This is a genomic window from Rhodothermales bacterium, assembly GCA_040221055.1.
Classification (GTDB): Bacteria; Bacteroidota; Rhodothermia; order Rhodothermales; family UBA10348; genus 1-14-0-65-60-17.
This window is the reverse complement of record JAVJVN010000018.1, coordinates 94,816-113,054: the sequence shown is the minus strand read 5'-3', so window position 1 is coordinate 113,054 and position 18,239 is coordinate 94,816. Positions and strand designations below refer to the sequence as shown.

At 62.6% G+C, this 18,239-nt stretch carries 16 protein-coding genes and 1 tRNA gene; 10 read left to right on the top strand and 7 right to left on the bottom strand.

Annotation, left to right across the window (positions count from 1 at the left end):
* Window positions 1-108: 108 nt before the first annotated feature.
* A complete protein-coding gene (locus RIE53_11570; GenBank protein MEQ9105320.1) occupies window positions 109-810 on the top strand; it encodes an RluA family pseudouridine synthase in 702 nt (233 codons plus the stop codon).
* A 22-nt stretch (window positions 811-832) separates the two neighbouring features.
* Here the strand turns inward: RIE53_11570 and RIE53_11565 are convergent, their stop codons facing one another.
* Entirely contained in the window at window positions 833-1,123 is a 291-nt protein-coding gene (locus RIE53_11565; protein MEQ9105319.1) for a family 4C encapsulin nanocompartment shell protein, read from the bottom strand.
* Between the two features lie 372 nt (window positions 1,124-1,495).
* On the opposite strand from RIE53_11565, the gene hemH reads away from it, so the two are divergent.
* On the top strand, window positions 1,496-2,806 hold the full coding sequence (gene hemH, locus RIE53_11560) for a ferrochelatase (GenBank protein MEQ9105318.1): 1,311 nt from the start codon (window positions 1,496-1,498) through the stop codon (window positions 2,804-2,806).
* On the opposite strand, the gene RIE53_11555 is transcribed toward hemH, so the two are convergent.
* Genes RIE53_11555 through RIE53_11530 form a run of 6 tightly spaced genes read right to left on the bottom strand, consistent with a single transcriptional unit; the run spans window position 2,703 to window position 9,552 of the window.
* On the bottom strand, window positions 2,703-3,422 hold the full coding sequence (locus RIE53_11555) for an ABC transporter ATP-binding protein (protein MEQ9105317.1): 720 nt from the start codon (window positions 3,420-3,422) through the stop codon (window positions 2,703-2,705). The two genes, hemH and RIE53_11555, sit on opposite strands and share 104 nt — an antisense overlap.
* 55 nt (window positions 3,423-3,477) lie before the next feature.
* Window positions 3,478-4,995, bottom strand: coding sequence for a DUF5687 family protein (locus RIE53_11550; protein ID MEQ9105316.1), 1,518 nt, complete (start codon window positions 4,993-4,995; stop codon window positions 3,478-3,480).
* On the bottom strand, window positions 4,982-7,078 hold the full coding sequence (rnr, locus tag RIE53_11545; GenBank protein ID MEQ9105315.1) for a ribonuclease R: 2,097 nt from the start codon (window positions 7,076-7,078) through the stop codon (window positions 4,982-4,984). Before rnr ends, RIE53_11550 begins: the two co-directional genes overlap by 14 nt.
* Window positions 7,075-8,091: an NAD-dependent epimerase/dehydratase family protein gene (locus tag RIE53_11540; protein MEQ9105314.1), complete on the bottom strand. Its 1,017-nt coding sequence runs from the start codon at window positions 8,089-8,091 to the stop codon at window positions 7,075-7,077. The genes rnr and RIE53_11540 overlap by 4 nt, the downstream gene beginning before the upstream one ends.
* Window positions 8,088-8,753 carry a metal-dependent transcriptional regulator gene (locus RIE53_11535; protein ID MEQ9105313.1) on the bottom strand — a complete coding sequence of 222 codons (666 nt, stop codon included), beginning with the start codon at window positions 8,751-8,753 and terminating at the stop codon, window positions 8,088-8,090. The genes RIE53_11540 and RIE53_11535 overlap by 4 nt, the downstream gene beginning before the upstream one ends.
* 28 nt (window positions 8,754-8,781) lie before the next feature.
* The gene (locus RIE53_11530; protein ID MEQ9105312.1) at window positions 8,782-9,552 is read right to left on the bottom strand and encodes an amino acid racemase; all 771 of its coding nucleotides are present in this window, start codon (window positions 9,550-9,552) and stop codon (window positions 8,782-8,784) included.
* Between the two features lie 121 nt (window positions 9,553-9,673).
* On the opposite strand from RIE53_11530, the gene RIE53_11525 reads away from it, so the two are divergent.
* From RIE53_11525 to RIE53_11490, 8 genes are all read left to right on the top strand, one after another.
* Complete coding sequence (locus RIE53_11525; GenBank protein ID MEQ9105311.1) at window positions 9,674-10,837, top strand: P1 family peptidase; 1,164 nt, start codon at window positions 9,674-9,676, stop codon at window positions 10,835-10,837.
* A gap of 79 nt (window positions 10,838-10,916) precedes the next feature.
* Window positions 10,917-10,987 (top strand) — tRNA-Gln (locus tag RIE53_11520).
* Between the two features lie 81 nt (window positions 10,988-11,068).
* The gene (locus RIE53_11515; protein MEQ9105310.1) at window positions 11,069-12,007 is read left to right on the top strand and encodes a ribose-phosphate pyrophosphokinase; all 939 of its coding nucleotides are present in this window, start codon (window positions 11,069-11,071) and stop codon (window positions 12,005-12,007) included.
* A gap of 33 nt (window positions 12,008-12,040) precedes the next feature.
* A complete protein-coding gene (locus tag RIE53_11510; protein MEQ9105309.1) occupies window positions 12,041-12,682 on the top strand; it encodes a 50S ribosomal protein L25 in 642 nt (213 codons plus the stop codon).
* A gap of 9 nt (window positions 12,683-12,691) precedes the next feature.
* Entirely contained in the window at window positions 12,692-13,258 is a 567-nt protein-coding gene (gene pth, locus RIE53_11505) for an aminoacyl-tRNA hydrolase (protein MEQ9105308.1), read from the top strand.
* A gap of 120 nt (window positions 13,259-13,378) precedes the next feature.
* Entirely contained in the window at window positions 13,379-15,463 is a 2,085-nt protein-coding gene (locus tag RIE53_11500; GenBank protein ID MEQ9105307.1) for a sodium-translocating pyrophosphatase, read from the top strand.
* A gap of 80 nt (window positions 15,464-15,543) precedes the next feature.
* Window positions 15,544-17,256 (top strand): 2-oxoglutarate dehydrogenase, E2 component, dihydrolipoamide succinyltransferase, encoded by a 1,713-nt coding sequence (gene sucB, locus RIE53_11495; protein ID MEQ9105306.1) that lies wholly within the window; start codon window positions 15,544-15,546, stop codon window positions 17,254-17,256.
* Between the two features lie 69 nt (window positions 17,257-17,325).
* Window positions 17,326-18,234, top strand: coding sequence for a tyrosine-type recombinase/integrase (locus tag RIE53_11490; protein MEQ9105305.1), 909 nt, complete (start codon window positions 17,326-17,328; stop codon window positions 18,232-18,234).
* Window positions 18,235-18,239 lie beyond the last annotated feature (5 nt).

Genomic DNA, 18,239 nt, shown 5'->3' with positions numbered 1-18,239 from the left:
CGGAACTCACGTGGTCGGGGGGTGTCGGAGGGGCGAAAGCCGGAACCGGCCAACGGTTTCCTGCGCGGGCTCCCTGAGCGCCTTGTTAACATAGCCATCACGTACCGCATGGACATCCTCTACGAAGACAACCACCTGCTTGTGGTCATCAAGCCGGCCGGAATCCTGTCGCAGGCCGACAAGACGGGCGACGAGGACATGCTCACCATGTGCAAGGAATACATCGGGGACAAGTACAACAAGCCGGGGGCCGTGTATCTGGGGCTGGTACATCGGCTGGACCGGCCCGCATCGGGGGTCATGGTGTTCGCGCGGACCTCGAAGGCGGCGGCGCGCCTGTCCGAGCAATTCCGGGAACGGCGTCCACGAAAGGAGTATGTGGCCATCGTGGAGGGCGAATTGACGGGCGAAGATGTGTGGACCAATCGTTTGCAGAAGCGGGAAGGCCATGTGCATGTCGTGAAATCCGGGGGCAAGCCGGCCCGTCTCGCCTGGCGGGCCGTGGAAACGCGTGCGATGGATGCGTCAGGCAAGCCGGTATCGCTCATCCACGTGCATCTGGGCACGGGCCGTGCTCATCAGATACGCGTCCAATTCGCCAGCCGGGGGCATTCCATTGTCGGGGACTTCCGGTATGGCAGTCGCCGCGAGCTGGACGGCCAGAACCTGGCGCTGCACGCCTACCGGTTGAGTTTTGAGCATCCCACTACGAAGGAGCTCATGACGTTCACGGCGCCGGTGCCGCTCCTGTGGCCCGAGTGGACCCAGCGGGCTGCAGCGTCGCTTCCGATGGCTCCGGGTTCGGGATGACGAGGCCGGCCGGGCGGTAGTGTCACCCGATATTGAACGGCTGCCAGGCGGCATCGGTCCCGGCGGGGGCGGGGACCACACAGACAGAGGCTTCGCGGAAGGGGTCGACCACGACCGGCAGGTAGTTGTACGTCTCGAAGTCGCCCTTGCCCCGCCGCAGCGAGGCGGCCAGGGTCTTGCGGAACAGGTCGTAGGCGGCCGGGCCCATGAGGATGTACCGGGCTTCGGCGCCCGTCTCCGCGAGCTGACTGATGGACTGGTCCAGGAAGTCCAGTAGGTCGTCGGCCGTCGGAGTGTGCTGGAGAATCGTCATCAATTTGAATAGGGTCTGTTAAAACTACCCCAAAGCTCGCTGACGGTGGCCAATTTCGTGTCCGCCAAGGCGGACGAACCGAAGTGTAGCAGCGTTACTCGAGGTGAGGACAACGCCGGTGGGCGCGAAATTGTCCCCGTCCCTGCGGGTAGCACCGGAAATGGCGTTTCTCTGTGTTGTTCGTCGTTCGAATGACGCTGCCATACTTCGCTCCTCACGCCTTGATAAACGCCATTTCTGGTGGCTACAGCGGGACTTTGGGGTAGTTTTAACAGACCCTGGTCTGTGGGTCGGGAATGAAGCTTCCGCAAATAGCCGTGGACTTCACACAGCCCTGAAACAGCGATGGGGAGGGCGTGTCTACCTTCCGCAATGATGTCTCCCCTCGAACTGCAACACACGTACTCGTCGGACGACCGCCTGTTCACAGGACGGTTCTTCCCGCTGCAGGCGCTCGACGTCGGCCCGGGCTCGCGCGTGGGTGTCGTGCTGCTGGTTCCGGGAGCGCCCGAATCGAAAGCCGACGTGCTGCCGTATCTGTACCGACGCCTGCTTCGGCCTGTGAAAGCGCGCGGTTTGCGCCGATTCTGGCAGACACACGTGGCGGCCACCATCCGTGCCCGGTGGGCGGCTGGCCGTCTCCAGGCAGAATACGATGCCATCGGCGGCGGGTCTGTAATCAATCGTCTGAATCGGGAGCAGGCCCAGACGCTGGCCAAGCTGTTGGCGGCCAGTGCGGCGGGTGGTCGGCTGGACGGCGTGCACACATCGGTCTATACGGCCAGCCCGTTCGGCGTTCCGGACATGGCCGAAACCGCCCGGAAAATGGACGAGGACGGCGTTACCCATGTCGTCCTGTTGCCCCTGTTTCCGCAGTACGCCATGGAGACGACCGGTCGGGCCCTGGCCGAGTGGGAGTCCCTCATGGCCTCGGGTGCCTTCGCAGCGCGCCCGACGGTCGCCGTCCGGGAGTTTGCCACACACGATTTGTTCATCCGGGCCATGAGCGAGCGGATGGACCAGGCCTTGCAGCGCTTTCCCAAGCACGCCCGGGAGAATGTCCAGATCCTGTTCGCCGCACACGGCGCCGCCGATCCCGTGACCGGTGGCCAGCAGGATCCATATTGTTGCCAGGCCCACTACACGGCCGATGCCGTGATGAAGCACCGGGGAAATGACATCCCCTTCTCGCTGGCCTTTGTGCGGCCGAATTCGTGGGGGTCGCGTCTGTCGTGGTCCGTTCCCGAACGCTTCCGGGACATGGTAGCGACGGGCCGCCGGTCGGTCCTCGTGGTGCCGGTCGATCACGTATCGGAGCAGTTCGATACGACCTTCGTGTTGGATGTGCGCATGCGGGATGCGGCCGAAGCGGAAGGGATTTCCCACTACCACGTATCGTCCGGATTGAATTGTCATCCACTGTTCATGGATGCGCTGACGGACCTGGTTCACGCGGCACTTGGGCCTCGCGACACGCGATTGCCCCAGATGGAGACGTTCGCGTCCTGTCCACGACCCCATTGGACGACGGATGCGCCATCGCGGGAAGACATATCGTGCGCGGTGTGTCCGCTCGCGGCTACGTCACGTCGGCCGCATCCTCATCTGAAAAGTACGCCCGCAGACGTTCGAGCGTCACTTCAGAGCGGGCTTCGTCCCGCAGGATGGCCCCACGTCGAATGAGCGTGATCCGGTTGCAGATCTCGGTCACGTAGCCGAGGTCGTGACTGGAAATGAGCATGGTCGTGCCGTGCTCCCGGGACATCCGCAGCAGGTGTTCTTTCAATCGGAGCTGGGACGGTGGGTCCAGGTTCGCGAACGGTTCATCCAGGACGAGGAGTCGGGGACGCACGGCAAGTGCGACGGCTATGCCGACCTTCTTGGCATTTCCGGTTGACAGGTCACGCAACAGGCGGGAGCGGTCCACCGAATCGACGGGCAGGAAATTGGACAGGGGATGGATGCGTGCGGCCATTTCGGCTTTTCCCAGACCATAGGCGGCTCCCGTGAACTCGATGAATTCGGGAATGGTCAGGAAGTCGACCATGAAGCTGGCATCCAGGTACGAACCGGTCGATGCCCGCCACGCCCCGTCTTGGCTGACGGGCGTGCCGTCAATCCGGACCTCGCCCGTATCGGGGGCCAGCAGATCCAGCAGCAATCGCAGGAAGGTGGTCTTTCCGGCCCCGTTGCTCCCGACCAGCCCCACGATCTCGCCCGGCTGCATGGTCCATGAAGGGACATCCAGCGCGAGTTTCTGGCCGAATCGTTTCTGGATATCCTGGAATTCTACGAGCATGGAGGCATGGGAGGCGGTGTGGCCCGTCGCGAGTGGTGCGGGTGGCTCAGGTGGCTCAGGTGGCGGAGTTGCGGAAGCCATCCAGCATGGCGTGCTTGCGGATTCGCAGGGCGCGACCAAAATAGCGCGTCCAGAGGTCTGTCGCGAGGATGCTGACGAAGCCGGCCGATGCCAGGATGATGAGCGCCAGGGTCTGGTTGTCCCCCATGACCATCATGAACAGCAGCGGAGGCAGCGCGGTGGGGATGAACCAGATCCAATGCTTGGCCGAAAACCCCTCGTAATTGAAGAATCCGCCTGATCGTCCGATATCGATGCCCACGGTGTTCCGTGCGGCCAGATCCATGATGAGGACACTCGTAATGCCCGCGTTGTAGAACAGGAAGGCCACATGAAGGGGGAAATATTCGGGCCGGAAGACCACGAAGATGGGCATGGATACCACGAACAGGACCAGGCATGAGGCCTGCAGGACGATCAGTTTGGCCTTCACCAGGCTGCGCAGGGGGATGTTCCGGGAGAGCAGGGCTGGATAGTGACGGCTGTCCCAGGAGAACATGAGCTGACCGTAGTTCAGGATGAACCCGCCGGAGGCGAACAGGCCGAGCATGGCACCCATGGCCACGCTCCCGGAAAGCCCACCGGGGACCATCATGAGGAGCAGGTACATGGTCGAGAACAGCAGCGAGATGATGAGATAGTGTCGGGGTCGGCGGTTGCGCCACATGAGCAGCAACTCGAGGCGGACCAGTTGCCCGGTGAGTCCCCAGGAATCGGGGATTTCGAGGCCCAGGCGCTTACCGTTTCCCGTGGTGCCGACGGAGGGCTCCGGGCGCAGGCCGGCCATGAGTTCCCGCGTGGACAGCACAATGCAGAGCAGGGTGAACGCGCCCAGCAGCACCATGCCCTGGACGCCGCCCCGCAGGATGTCGGCGAACAGGAATTCGGAGAGTGTACGCTGCAGACCGGCGCCCATGAGTTCATCCACGAAGGCCGTGCCGATGAACAAGGTCATGAGTCCGTAGAACATGCCCGCTCGCTGTCGCAGTGAGCTGCGCAGGAACAGGTTGGCGAAATGGGAGGCCACAATCAGCAACAGGATGGCCGCCATCCACCACAGCGACCCGCCCAGACTGGCCTCCGGCCGCACGAACCGGTTCCAGAACGGCACGAAGAACAGCAGCGGGTAGACGTTGTGGATGCTTCCCAGGGAGGACAGCTGGAAGAACGTGGTCAGGCTGCCGCGGGAAATGGGCAGGTGCAGGAAGGGCACCACCCGCATGCGGGGGGTCTTCTGGAACAGGAACCGGATGAAGAACAGGCTGACGAAGGCTGCCAGGGCGTATTGGTTGACCACCGCCATGGGCATGGCACCCGGATCCACGAGCTCACTGAACCGGTCGAAGTAGCCCCCCAGTACGACCAGGACGAACGCCGAGTACGTGAACAGTACGGTCAGTACGATCCACATGAACACGCTCTGGCGCGACTGGAACGCCCGCAGCGATACACGCGCCTGGATGCGCGCCAACAGGCGGAAGGCCGCGAGGCCCGACAACTCAGGCGAAGGCAAAGTCGATTTCCCGGTTTTCCATGGATGCAGCAGCAATGGTCACGCGGACTTCCTGGCCCAGCTTGAAGGTGCGGCCCTTCCGCTGGCCCCTGAGCAGGTATTTTTCTTCCACGTATTCGTAGTAATCGTCCGTCAACTCGCGAACATGAACGAGTCCCTCAATGAGGAGCGTCGGGATCTCGATGAAGATGCCGAACCGCGTCACACTCGAGATGACGCCGTCGAACTGTTCGCCGATGTGCATCCGGGCATATTCCACCTGTTTCAGCTTCACGCTCTCGCGTTCGGCCTGGGTGGCAATCTGCTCCCGCTCGCTGCAGTGCGTGGCAATTTCGTCCAGGTCGGCCGGGGAAGGCCGCCCGAGGCCCTTAAGATGGGCTTTCACCAGGCGGTGGACCACCAGGTCAGGGTACCGACGGATGGGGCTCGTGAAATGGGTGTAGTCCTCGAAGGCCAGACCGTAATGCCCCATGTTGTCGACTGCGTAGCGGGCGCGCGACATGGCGCGCAGGGCCGCCTGCTCGATGATGGGCTCCTGGGGCGTGCCTTTCACTTCGTCGAGCAGCGCATTCAGGACTTTCGGGTCGACGGCACCCTCCGAATGGGGCATGTTGAACCCGAAGGCGCGGATGTAATCGGCCAGCCGCTCAATCCGCTCGCGGTTGGGGATGTCGTGCACGCGGAACACGAACCCGCCGTACTTCTCGTCTCCGAATTCCTTGGCAATGGACCGGTTCGCGAGCAGCATGTACTCTTCGATCATGGTGTTCGTCTCGTGCCGCTCCCGGGGTACGATGTCGATGGGGTGCCCCTTTTCGTCCAGCACGACCCGGATTTCCGGAAGGTCGAAATTGACGGCACCGTGTTCGAACCGATCTTTCCGCATGATGCGCGCCAGTTCGGCCATGCGCCGGATGTCGTCCGAGAGTTCGTGATCCTTGCCGTCGATGACGGCCTGCGCATCTTCGTATGCCAGCCGGTACCGGGAATTGATGAGGGTCTCGGCGGCGCGGAACCGCACCACATCCGCTTTCGGGGTCATCTCGAAGATGCAGGAAAACGCCAGGCGGTCTTCGTTCGGCCGCAGCGAACAGATGTTGTTGGACAGATGCTCCGGCAGCATGGGCACGACGCGGTCCACCAGATACACCGATGTGCCGTGTGCGAGGGCTTCCTGGTCCAGCGGTCCGCCTTCCGGCACGTAGTGGCTGACGTCGGCAATGTGGACGCCGATCTCGAGGTTTCCGTTGTCGAGCGTGTGGATATGCAACGCGTCGTCGAAGTCCTTGGCGTCCACCGGGTCGATGGTGAACACATTGCGGTGGCGGAAATCCTCACGCTCCTTCAGCAGCGCCGGGGTGATGTTGATCTGCTGGGCGTTGGCCTCGTCTTCCGCGGCCTTGCTGAAGCCGTCAATGACCCCGATGCTGAGGGCCACGGCCAGGGTCTGGACCGCCGGGTCGTCGGCGCGGCCCAGGACCTGCAGCAATCGGCCGCGGGGTGCACTGCCGGCCTTCTCGAATTCGTCAATGGATACGATGACCTTGTCCCCGTCGCGGGCCTCGCCAATGGACGCGGAGTCCACGAACACATCGTGGATGAGGCGCCGGTCGTCCGGCGTCACCATGGCGAAGCTGCCGCTGTGCTTGAACGTCCCCACGGCCCGGGACCGACCGCGCTTCAGGACCTCGATGACCTCCACTTCGCGGCGCTGATCGCCCTTCTTGGCCGCGACCACGGCCACCTGGACCGTATCTCCGTCGAGTGCATTGCCCATGCGGCGTGAGCGCACGTACATGTCGTCGTCGTACCCTTCCACCGTCACGAACCCGAAGCCGTCCGGGTGGACGGATATCCGGCCCTCCATGATGTGCTCGGGCGGGCGATACGAGAACTGGTTCTTGCCCACGGCCTGGATTTTCCCGTTGGCCACCAGGTTGTCAATGGCCTGCAGGGCGGCCTTGTAGTCGTCCTGGGCCTTGAAATCCAGCCGCTTGGTGACCTCCTTGGCCCTGAACGCACGTTTCCCGTGATTCTTGAAAAAGTTCAGGATGCGTTTCTGGATGTCCGGGTCGGCGCTCATGGGCGGGTCGGGTTGCGGTGGATGGGTCGTTTTCGGATGGATGCGGTGAGGGCGGCGTCCGCGAGGGTGTCCTTGAAACCGGCGTCAATCGGGCGGCAGGTCCAGCCCAGTTCATCCCGGGCCGCTTCGGCACCCGCCTTCGTGGCAGGGGATGCGTCGGCCGTCCAGTTGACACCGGACGCCAGTCGTAATGTTTCGGCGGAGTACGAAGCGGGCAGGGGGAGGACGCGCTCAATGAGCGCCGCGCCGGCGGCCAATCTGGCCGCGACGGAGCCGGGTAGGTGGATGCGGGGTGGCCGCCGGCGCGAGAGGCGCGCGGCCACGTGGAACGCGTCGACCAGGGTGTGCGCCGGGCCGGCCAGGGCATAGGACCGCCCCGGGGTGCCCTTCTCCAGCGCCAGCACGTGGCCGCGCGCCACGTCCTCCACGTGCGCCCACGAGAACGTGCTGTCGCGGGGAATGGCGGGCAGGCGCCCCCGGAACCAATCGATGAAGGCCTGGTGGATGGTGCTGTGGTCGCCGGGGCCATAAATGAGGCCCGGTTGGACGATGGCCAGTGGGAGTCCGGCGTCCATCATGGGCAATGCCACGTCGTAGTGGGCGCGCCACTTGGTTTCGTCGTAGGCCGTGAGCCGTTCGTCTCCGACCACGGCCAACGTGCTTGTGTACACCCCGCGTGGAACGTCCAGATCGCGCATGGCTTCGAGTACATTCCGCGTTCCGTTCACGTTGATGTCCGCCATGCGCTCGGACAGCCATCCCCGGTCCGGGCCGGAAAGGCCGGTTTCGTACTGGGCGGCCATGTGAATGACACCTGTGGACCCGGCCATACCGGCCCGTACGGACGCCGAATCCGTGATGTCGCCCTGCACGAGCCGGCAGCCGGCATCGGCCAGGTGTCGGGCCTCGTACGGTCGGCGGACCAGCGCGGTCACGCTGTGCCCACCGGACAGCAACTGGCGCACCACATGACCGCCCAGGAATCCCGTAGCACCGGTGACAAAAACGGTCATGGACTGTCGGGACGGGGGGCGTCCGGGAGCGCGGCAAAAATGTGATCGGCGACCTCCTGCGGCACGACCTCCTGGCGACGTTCGATTTCCAGTGTGATGCCGTTTCCAGTATCGATTACGCGGCAGACCGTGCCAGGAAGCAGCCCCAAGGCCTCTATCCGGTGGAGCATGTCGGGATCGGTATCCATGAGCCGTCGGACTTCAATCCGGTCGCCCGGCGAGAACGAGGCCAGGGGGTCGGCCACCAGTTCAGGCAGCACGCCCTCCCGCGTGGGGATGGGGTCGCCGTGCGGGTCGTGGGTCGGGTAGCCCAGGAGTTCGTCCATCCGGTTCTCGAATTCCTCGGATATGTGGTGCTCCAGGTGCTCGGCCTCGGCGTGCATCTGCTCCCAACTGTATCCCATGACCTCGCGCAGGTAGGTCTCCAGCAATCGGTGGTGGCGGATGATTTCCAGCGCGATCTTTTCGCCGGCCGGCGTCAATTTGACCCCTTTGTAGCGGGTGTACTCGACGAGCTTCATCTCCGAGAGCCGGACCATCATGTTGGTCACGGACGCCGACGAGACCGACAGGTGCCGGGACAGCTCGGTCGTGGTGACCGCTGCGCCATCGTGCAGCTTGTAGATGGCCTTCAGGTAATCTTCTACCGCCTGACTGAGCATGATAATCCGGTGGATGAACGGCTTCTACTCAATAGGGGCGCAACCGATCCGGCGCGGCTTCCCGGACCAGGGCCCGCGCCAGCATCCGCGTCGCATCGATAAGCTTAGGGCGGGAGGGATCGGACGCACGGATGGCCAGCGGGAGTTCGGTGCATCCCAGGATGACCAGGTCGGCTCCGGCATCCAGGACCTGGTCAATGACGCGGTGCACCCCGTCCCGGGCCTGTTTGGTGACGCGTACGCTTTCGGCCTTCACGCCCCACTCCGGGTGGTAGATGGTGTCGTGGAGGAGCCCGTTGCGGAGCGTTTCGGAGGGGAGAACCACGTCGTAGCCGGCGGCTTCCAGGCGGCGGTCGTACAGTCGGAACCGGTAGGTCCCCTGCGTGCCGAGCACGGCGACCCGCCGGGCTCCGGGGTGGTGGGTCCGGATGGCATGGATGGTCTCATCCATCATGTGCAGCAGTCGTAATTCGACGCCCCGGTCGGCGAGGCGTTCGTCCAGGCTGGACCGGACGGCGTTGAAAATGGGATCCGCGTGGGCGGTGTTGCAGGCAATCCCGGCCACGACCGCACCGGCAAGCGCCATGCGTTCGAGGGCCTGGGCCATGGGGCGCGCGGGATCGGCCGCCGAGCGCCCCAGAAGGAACGTCGTGCGGTCCGGAATGCGCGTCTCGCTGAACAGCAGGCAGGGCAGATGATCCTGGTCCGTCGTGGCCCGGGTTTCGGCCAGCACGTTGCGATGCAGATCGAGGCCTGCCTGGGGGCCCATGCCCCCGAGTATGCCGATGGGTGAAGTCATCCGGACTGAACCTGCACCCGCGGCCAAAAGTTCGGGTGAACCGCTATCTTGCCCTCGCCGGCCCGATGGTCCTGTCCGGCCGTCCCGCTCCCCGAAAACGAACCGCCGAATGGGTCACTCCATGCTGAATTGTTCCGTCCTGCCCCTGGTGCGTGCCACGCTTTTCGTTGCCCTTCTTGCCGGAATGCCGGGGATGGTCCCGATTGCCAATGCCCAGGACGGTCCCATCCGGGTCCGTGATGCGGGCATCCGTCCGGGCATCCTTCCGACGGGCCCGTTGAACGCCATCACCGATGTCGCTGACGTCCGCGTGGGCCACGTCACGCTGGTCGAGGAAACGTCCGTCCGGACGGGCGTGACGGCCATCCTGCCGCACGGCGGCAACATCTACCGGGACAAGGTGCCCGCGGGATACGTGGCCGCCAATGCCTTCGGGAAATTCGCCGGGAGCAGCCAGATCCTGGAGTTGGGGGAAATCGAGACACCCATCGTCCTGACGAACACGCTTTCCGTGCCGCAGGGCATGGAGGGGGTTATTGATTGGACCCTTGCCCAGGAAGGAAACGAGGAGGCCCGATCGGTGAATGCCGTGGTGGGGGAGACCAATGATGGATTCCTGAATGACATCCGCGGTCGGCACGTCCGGGCCCACCACGTGGTGGACGCCATCCGGACGGCGCGCAGCGGACCCGTGGCCGAAGGCTCGGTCGGGGCGGGCACGGGGACGGTGGCGTTCGGTTGGAAAGGCGGTATCGGGACCAGCTCACGGCAATTGCCGGAATCGCTCGGGGGGTACACGGTCGGCGTGCTCGTGCAGTCGAATTACGGAGGGGTTCTGATGGTTGATGGGTTCCGGGCGGGCGAGGCCCTCGGTCAGTATTACCTGAAATCCGCGCTGGACCGGGGAGACGCCGACGGATCGATTGTCATCGTCGTGGCCACCGATGCGCCCCTGTCGGACCGGAACCTGGAACGGCTCGCGCGTCGCGCGTTCTTCGGTCTGGCCCGCACGGGCTCACCGGCTACCAATGGATCCGGAGACTATGCAGTGGCGTTTTCCACGCATCCCGATGTCCGGCGGACACCCGAGCGACGGAATGCGCCCATGCCAATCACGGAATTGCCCAACGATCGGGTTTCGCCGCTTTTCCAGGCCGTGGTGGAAGCCACCGAGGAAGCCATCCTGAATTCCCTGTTCATGGCCACATCGGTAACGGGAGATCGGGGTACGGCACAGGCGCTGCCGGTGGACCGCTTGCTCGAGGTGATGGGAAAGAGCCGGTGAAGATTCTGTAACATTGTCCCTTTCGTTGCGACAGCCCGAAGGAATCCCTATTTTTCCTGATCTGTACCCTTCAGGGAACTGCCCGGTCGTCTAATGGCAGGACAGCGGCCTTTGAAGCCGTATGTGGAGGTTCGAATCCTCCCCGGGCAACAAAGCCGCCCTGCGGTTCCTGGTCTGGTACGGAACGCATTGCAGCCCCAAAGCGCCGGATTCAACTCCGGCCCCGCACACATGAAAGGAGACCACCCCATCCAGATCTTTGCCGGCCGGTCCAACCCGGCGTTGGCCCGTGCCATTGCGCAGGCCTACGGTCAGGAATTGGGCAAAGTGGAGATCAAGAACTTCTCCGATGGCGAAATCTACGTCCACTACGAGGAGTCCATCCGGGGCGGCGACGTGTTCCTCATCCAGAGTACCCATCCTTCCAGCGACAACTGGATGGAGCTGTTCATGCTGATTGACGCGGCGAAGCGGGCCTCGGCCGAGCGCATTACCGCCGTCATTCCGTATTTCGGTTATGCCCGGCAGGACCGGAAAGACCAGCCCCGCGTGTCCATTGCCTCGAAGCTCATGGCCAACATGTTGACCGAGGCGGGCGTGAACCGGGTGCTGACCATGGATCTCCACGCATCCCAGATTCAGGGATTCTTCGACGTTCCCGTGGATCACCTTTATGGCAGCGCGGTATTTGTGGACTATTTCCGGGCAATGAACCTCGACAACGTGGTGGTTGTGGCGCCGGATGTCGGTGGGATCAAGATGGCCCGGGCGTATTCCAAGCGCCTGAAGGCCGATCTGGCCATGATCGACAAACGCCGCCCCAAACAGAACGTGGCCGAGGTCATGAACATCATCGGCGAGGTGGAGGGCAAGAATGTCATCCTCATCGACGACATGATCGATACGGCCGGAACGCTGACCAATGCGGCAAGTGCGCTCCGCAAGGCCGGCGCACTGCGCATCATGGCTGCCGGAACGCATCCGTTGCTTTCCGGACCGGCCTATGAGCGCATCGAAAATTCTGAAATTGAAAACCTGGTCGTGACCGATACGATTCCACTCGTACGGACGTCCGACCGCATTACGGTAGTGAGCACGGCAAAGATTTTTGCCGATGCCATCAACCGCATTTATACGGATGAATCGGTTTCCACACTGTTCATCCCCTGAGTCCAAACAAAACGTTTTACAGGTAGAAAAGGCATGGAAGGGATCACGCTCGACGTAACCCCCCGCGAAACGGGAAAGAAAGCAGTCCGCGACGCTCGCCGCGCCGAGATGGTCCCGTGCGTCATGTACGGCTTCGAGGAGTCGCCGAAATCATTCAACGCGCCCGAACTCGCCATGCGCAAACTCATCTTCACGGATGAGTTCAACCGCATCAATGTGGTTTTCGAAGGCAAAACGTATGAGTGCGTCCTGAAGAAGGTGGATTTCCATCCGGTCACGGACAAGCCCATCCACGCGGATTTCCAGATCCTGCACCCGGGCGAGAAGATCAACCTCAAGATTCCGGTGCACTTCGAAGGCGTATCCATCGGCCAGAAGAACGGGGCCATCGCCCAGACGTTCGTCAACGAAGTCCGCGTCCGTTGTCTTCCCAAGGACCTGCCGAACCACGTAAAGGTGGATATTTCCCCGCTGCGGATTGGTCAGTCCCTCATGGTCAAGGATCTCGAGATCGAAGGCCTTGAATTCCTGACGCCCGCCCATCAGACGCTCGTCACCATCACCGTACCGCGTGGTATTGTCGCTGCGGATGAGGAAGAGGACGAAGCCGCAGCCGAGGAAGGCGAAGTCGCAGAAGGCGCCGAGGCCGAGGAAGTCGCGGAAACGCAGGACTGATCCGGCTTCGTGGCGGTTGGACGATACATCGTGGGTCTCGGAAATCCGGGACCCGAGTACGAACGTACCCGCCACAACATCGGGTTCATGGTGGCCGACGCGGTCGCCGAGCGGATAGGCGTATCGTTCTCCGGACGTGGACAATCGTTGATTGCCGAAGGACGTTGGCGCGGTCATTCCCTGGGCGTGGCCAAGCCGCAGACGTACATGAATCGGAGTGGGCTGGCCGTCGAAGAGCTGGTTCGCCGCAACAAGTTGTCCCCCAAGGATCTACTTGTCATCGTGGACGACATTCATCTGCCGTTCGGGAAGGTCCGCCTGCGGGAGAAGGGAGGAACCGGGGGGCACAATGGTCTGGAGGACATCTCCGATTGGCTGGATTCCGACGAATGGCCGCGGTTGCGCTTCGGCGTGGGCAATGAATTCGAGACGGGGCGGCAGGCGGAATACGTGCTGCAGCCCTTTGCCGACGACGAGCAGGAAAAGGTCCAGGAGCTCATTTTGCATTGCCGGGACGCGGCATTGGCCTTCGTGCACGACGGGATTGTGACCGCAATGAACCGGTTCAACCTGTAGGATATCCAGGTTTTTGTCGGGCAGTCTTCTAATTCTTGGTTAACGGGTGCAACCCTCGGGGTGAATGGGGTAAATTGGCGGACTATTTCAATTTCAGCCAACCCTGAACACCCACTTCCCATGGATTACACCACAATTACCTACCTGGTCCCGGTTGCCGGCGTCCTCGCGCTGCTCTACGCGTACACGCGTACCCGGTGGGTCACGAAGCAGGATGTAGGCACGCCGGAGATGGCGGATCTGGCCAAGTCCATTGCCGAAGGTGCACGGGCGTTTCTGCGCCAGGAGTACCGCGTCCTGGTGGTTTTCGTCGCAGTTGTCGCCGTTCTGTTGGCGTTCGCCAACATGAATCAGGAGGGATCCTCCTGGATGATTGCCCTGTCGTTCATCGTGGGCGCGTTCTGTAGTGCCCTGGCCGGATTCATCGGGATGAACGTGGCCACCAAGGCCAACGTCCGTACGACACAGGCCGCCCGAACGGGCCTCGCACCCGCCTTGAATGTGGCGTTCTCCGGTGGGCTCGTCATGGGGCTCAGCGTCGTCGGACTCGGCCTGTTGGGTCTGGGCGGGTTGTTCGTCATCTACAGCGGCCTGGACTGGACGCCCATGAAGGTGGTCAGTGTGATTTCCGGCTTTTCGCTCGGCGCATCGTCCATCGCCCTGTTTGCCCGTGTCGGCGGCGGCATCTACACGAAAGCCGCAGATGTTGGCGCCGACCTGGCCGGCAAGGTCTACGAAGGCATCCCCGAGGATGACCCGCGCAACCCCGCCACCATTGCGGACAACGTGGGTGACAATGTGGGCGACGTAGCCGGTATGGGCGCCGACCTGTTCGAATCCTACGTGGGATCCATCATTGGTACCATGGTGCTGGGTACGGCCTTCATGGCCCTGCCGGCGTTTGAAGGGTCAGTCCTCGGACCGCTCAGCGCGGTCGTGCTTCCCCTGGCGCTTGCTGCGGTCGGAATCCTCGTCTCGATTGCCGGATCGTTCTTCGTGAGGGTGAAGGAAGGCGGCAACCCGCAGCACGGCTTGAACATCGGTGAATTCGGCGCGGCTGGTCTCATGGCCATCCTGTCGTACTTCATCATCAACAGCATGATGCCGGCCGAATGGGTCGTGGGTGGTGCCACATTCACGTCACTGGGCGTGTACTGGGCCGTCCTCATCGGTCTGGCTGCCGGTACGCTGATCGGTCTCATCACGGAATACTACACGGCGACGGGCAAGGGCCCGGTCATGGGTATAGCGCGGCAGTCGGTCACGGGATCGGCCACCAACATCATTTCCGGGCTCGGTGTGGGCATGTATTCGACGGGACTGCCGGCCGTGGTTCTCGCGCTCAGCATTATCGGTGCCTATGAGTTTGCCGGTCTCTACGGCATTGCCATTGCCGCCGTCGGCATGCTTTCCGTGACGGGCATCCAGTTGGCGGTCGACGCCTACGGTCCGATTTCCGACAACGCCGGCGGTATTGCCGAAATGGCGCATCTCCCGGCGGAAGTCCGCGAGCGCACCGACAAGCTGGATGCGGTGGGCAATACGACCGCCGCCATCGGCAAGGGATTTGCCATCGGCTCTGCCGCGCTGACGGCGTTGGGTCTGTTCGCCGCATTCATGCAGCAGGCCGGCGTACCCAACATTGACGTGGCCAACCCGACCATCCTGGCCGGACTGCTCCTGGGTGCCATGCTGCCGTATGTATTCTCAGCCATGGCCATGGGGGCGGTCGGTCGTGCGGCCGGCGACATGATCAAGGAGGTAGGACGTCAGTTCGCCGAGATCCCCGGTCTGCGTGAGGGTACCGCCAAGCCGGATCACGAGCGTTGCGTGGAAATCTCCACGAAGGCTGCCATCCGGGAAATGGTGGCTCCGGGCCTCCTGGCCGTCATCGTACCGGTTGCCATCGGATTCATCGACAAGAGCATGTTGGGTGGTCTTTTGGCTGGCGTGACGGTCTCTGGCGTGCTCTTCGCCATCTTCCAGTCGAATGCCGGTGGTGCCTGGGACAATGCCAAGAAGATGATCGAATCGAAGATGACGATTGACGGCGTGGTCCATGGCAAGGGCTCCGATGCCCACAAGGCCGCTGTTGTCGGCGATACCGTGGGTGATCCGCTGAAGGATACGTCGGGTCCGAGCCTGAACATCCTGATCAAGCTGATTGCGGTCGTGGCCCTGGTCATTGCGCCGCTGATTGCCTGATCCCGCATCCCGACCCGTACAGACCTTTCTGTTCGATGCCGCGTTAAGGAGTCGAATGAAATCAAACCTGCTCCACATTCATGTCCAAGGTTGAAGTGAGAATGCCCAAGATGGGCGAAAGCATCACGGAAGGCACGGTAATCGAATGGCTCAAGCAGCCTGGCGACGCCATTGAAATGGATGAGCCGCTGCTGGAAATCGGTACCGACAAGGTCGATACCGAGGTGCCGTCTCCGGCCGAGGGTGTGCTTGTGGAGATCCTGGTGGAGGCGGGTGATACGGTGGATGTGGGGACGGTCATTGCCGTGGTGGACACGGACGGAGACGCCGCGACGGCGTCAGCCGAGCCGGAACCCGAGCCCGAACCGGAGCCGGAGCAGCAAGCCGCGCCGGAGCCCGAACCGGAGCCCGCCCCGGCTCCGAAATCGGCACCGACGCCCGGGAATGGTGGGTCGCGGACCGAGGTGCTCATGCCCAAGATGGGCGAGAGCATCATGGAAGGCACCGTCATTTCATGGGCAAAGAGCGTGGGGGACAGCATTGAACTGGACGAAACGCTCCTGGAAATCGCGACCGACAAGGTGGATACCGAGGTTCCGTCACCGGCCGCCGGCATTGTCCAGGAAATCCTGGTGCCGGAAGGCGACACGGTGGATGTGGGCACGTTGATTGCCGTCATCGGGTCAGACGCCCCGGCCGAATCCGACGAAAAAGAGCCATCGAAACCGGAATCCGAGGACAAGAAGGAAGCCAAACCGGAATCCGAGGACCAGAAGGGAGCCCGGTCGGAGGCGTCGGCTCCCGCCGGCGAGACCGGACCCATTCCCCGGACCGGGCCGGATGGGCAATTCTATTCCCCCCTGGTTCGCTCCATTGCGGAGACAGAGGGCGTATCGGCCGACGAATTGGGTTCCATCAAGGGATCCGGGCGGGACGGCCGGGTCACCAAGGAAGATGTACTGGCGTACGTGTCGGGTCGGGGATCCGCTCCGAAGCAGGCCGAGGCGGCCAAACCCTCCGCATCGCCAGCCCAGACCCCGCGCCAGCCCTCGGCGCCGGCCTCGACCCCGAGCGCGGACGGTCGGGTCGAGATCGTCAAAATGGATCGCATGCGGCAAATCATTGCCGAACACATGGTGCGATCGAAGGCTACGAGTGCCCACGTCACGTCGTTCGCGGAAATCGATGTAACCAATCTGGTCCGTTTGCGCGAGCGCAACAAAGCCGCGTTCGAGAAGCGGGAAGGCGTCAAACTGACGTATACTCCGTTTTTTGTGCATGCTGCGGTCGAAGCGCTCCGTGAGCATCCCATCCTGAACAGTTCGGTAGTTGGGGACACCATCCACCTGAAAAAGGATTTCCACATTGGCATTGCGGTCGCCATCGGCAAGACCGGTCTCGTGGCTCCGGTCATCCGGGATGCGGGCCAGCGCAACGTCGTCGGCCTGGCCCTGGCCACGGCCGACCTGGCCGAGCGGGCGCGCAACAAGCAGCTCATGCCGGATCAGCTCTCGGGTGGCACGTTCACCGTGACCAACGTGGGATCCCTGGGCTCCATCATGGGGACCCCCATCATCAATCAGCCGCAGGTTGGTATCCTGGCCATCGGGGCCATCAAGAAGCGCCCGGTCGTCGTGGAGGATCCGGATCTCGGAGACATCATTGCGGTGCGTCACATGATGATTGTTTCGCTCTCCTACGACCACCGGATTGTGGACGGAGCCATGGGATCATCGTTCCTCCGCAAGTACACCGATGTGCTCGAAGGACTGGACCCGAACACCGAAATCTGATTTCCGTTATTGACAAAGTCCGCCCGGATTGCTTGATTGGGGTGCCGTCAGAATGCACGAAACGTCCCCATGTCACACGTTGAACCCGGGTTGGAGCTGTCGCCTTCCGCCCTTGAAAACCACCTCCAGGACTTCCTGAGGAATTACCTGGTAGGCAAGAGCCCGGAGACCATCGGTACGTATCGCCGTTCGCTCAACGAATTCGAGCGGTGGTTTGCATCTCCCGGTGTTTCCTGTACCTTCTGCACGGAGGACGTGGAAGCGTACAAGACGTACTTGATGAAGGAACGCGAACTGCATCAGGTGTCGGTGTCCACGTATCTCACAGCCGTTCGGCGTTTTTGCCAATATCTGGTTGATATCGGCAAATTGGAGGTGAATCCGGCCAAGGCCGTGAAAGGAAACCGGCGTCCCGATGTCCATACGCGGGAAATGCTGACCGGGGAGGACGTCCAGACCCTGTTGTCCTCCATCCCGGTCGAGACCGAGATCGACAAGCGGGACAGGGCCATCGTCCATATGATGCTGTACGCAGGTTTGAGTGAAATAGAGATCATCCGTGCCGATGTCCAGGACCTGGAACAGACCCTCATGGGATGGTATCTGCGCATCCAGGGAAAGGGTCACAAGGCCAAGGATCAACAGGTGCCCATCGACCCACCCGTCATGGATGCCATCCGTCTGTATCTCGATACGCGGCGTCGCATCCGCCCCGAGGATCCGTTGTTCGTGTCGCACGGGCACCGAAGTGACGGTAGCCGGTTGAACACCCGGTCCGTGCGCAGCCGCATCAATGTGCACCTGAACAGTGCTGGCATCAAACGACCGGGCATTACGCCCCACAGTCTGACGCACACGGCCGCGCTGTTGTGGCTCAACGATGGCATGTCCGTGGATGACGTGAAGCGACGCATGCGGCACGGCACCATGGAGACCACCATGATCTACTGGCGCCGCCAGTCCGTACCCACGACGTAAAAAAC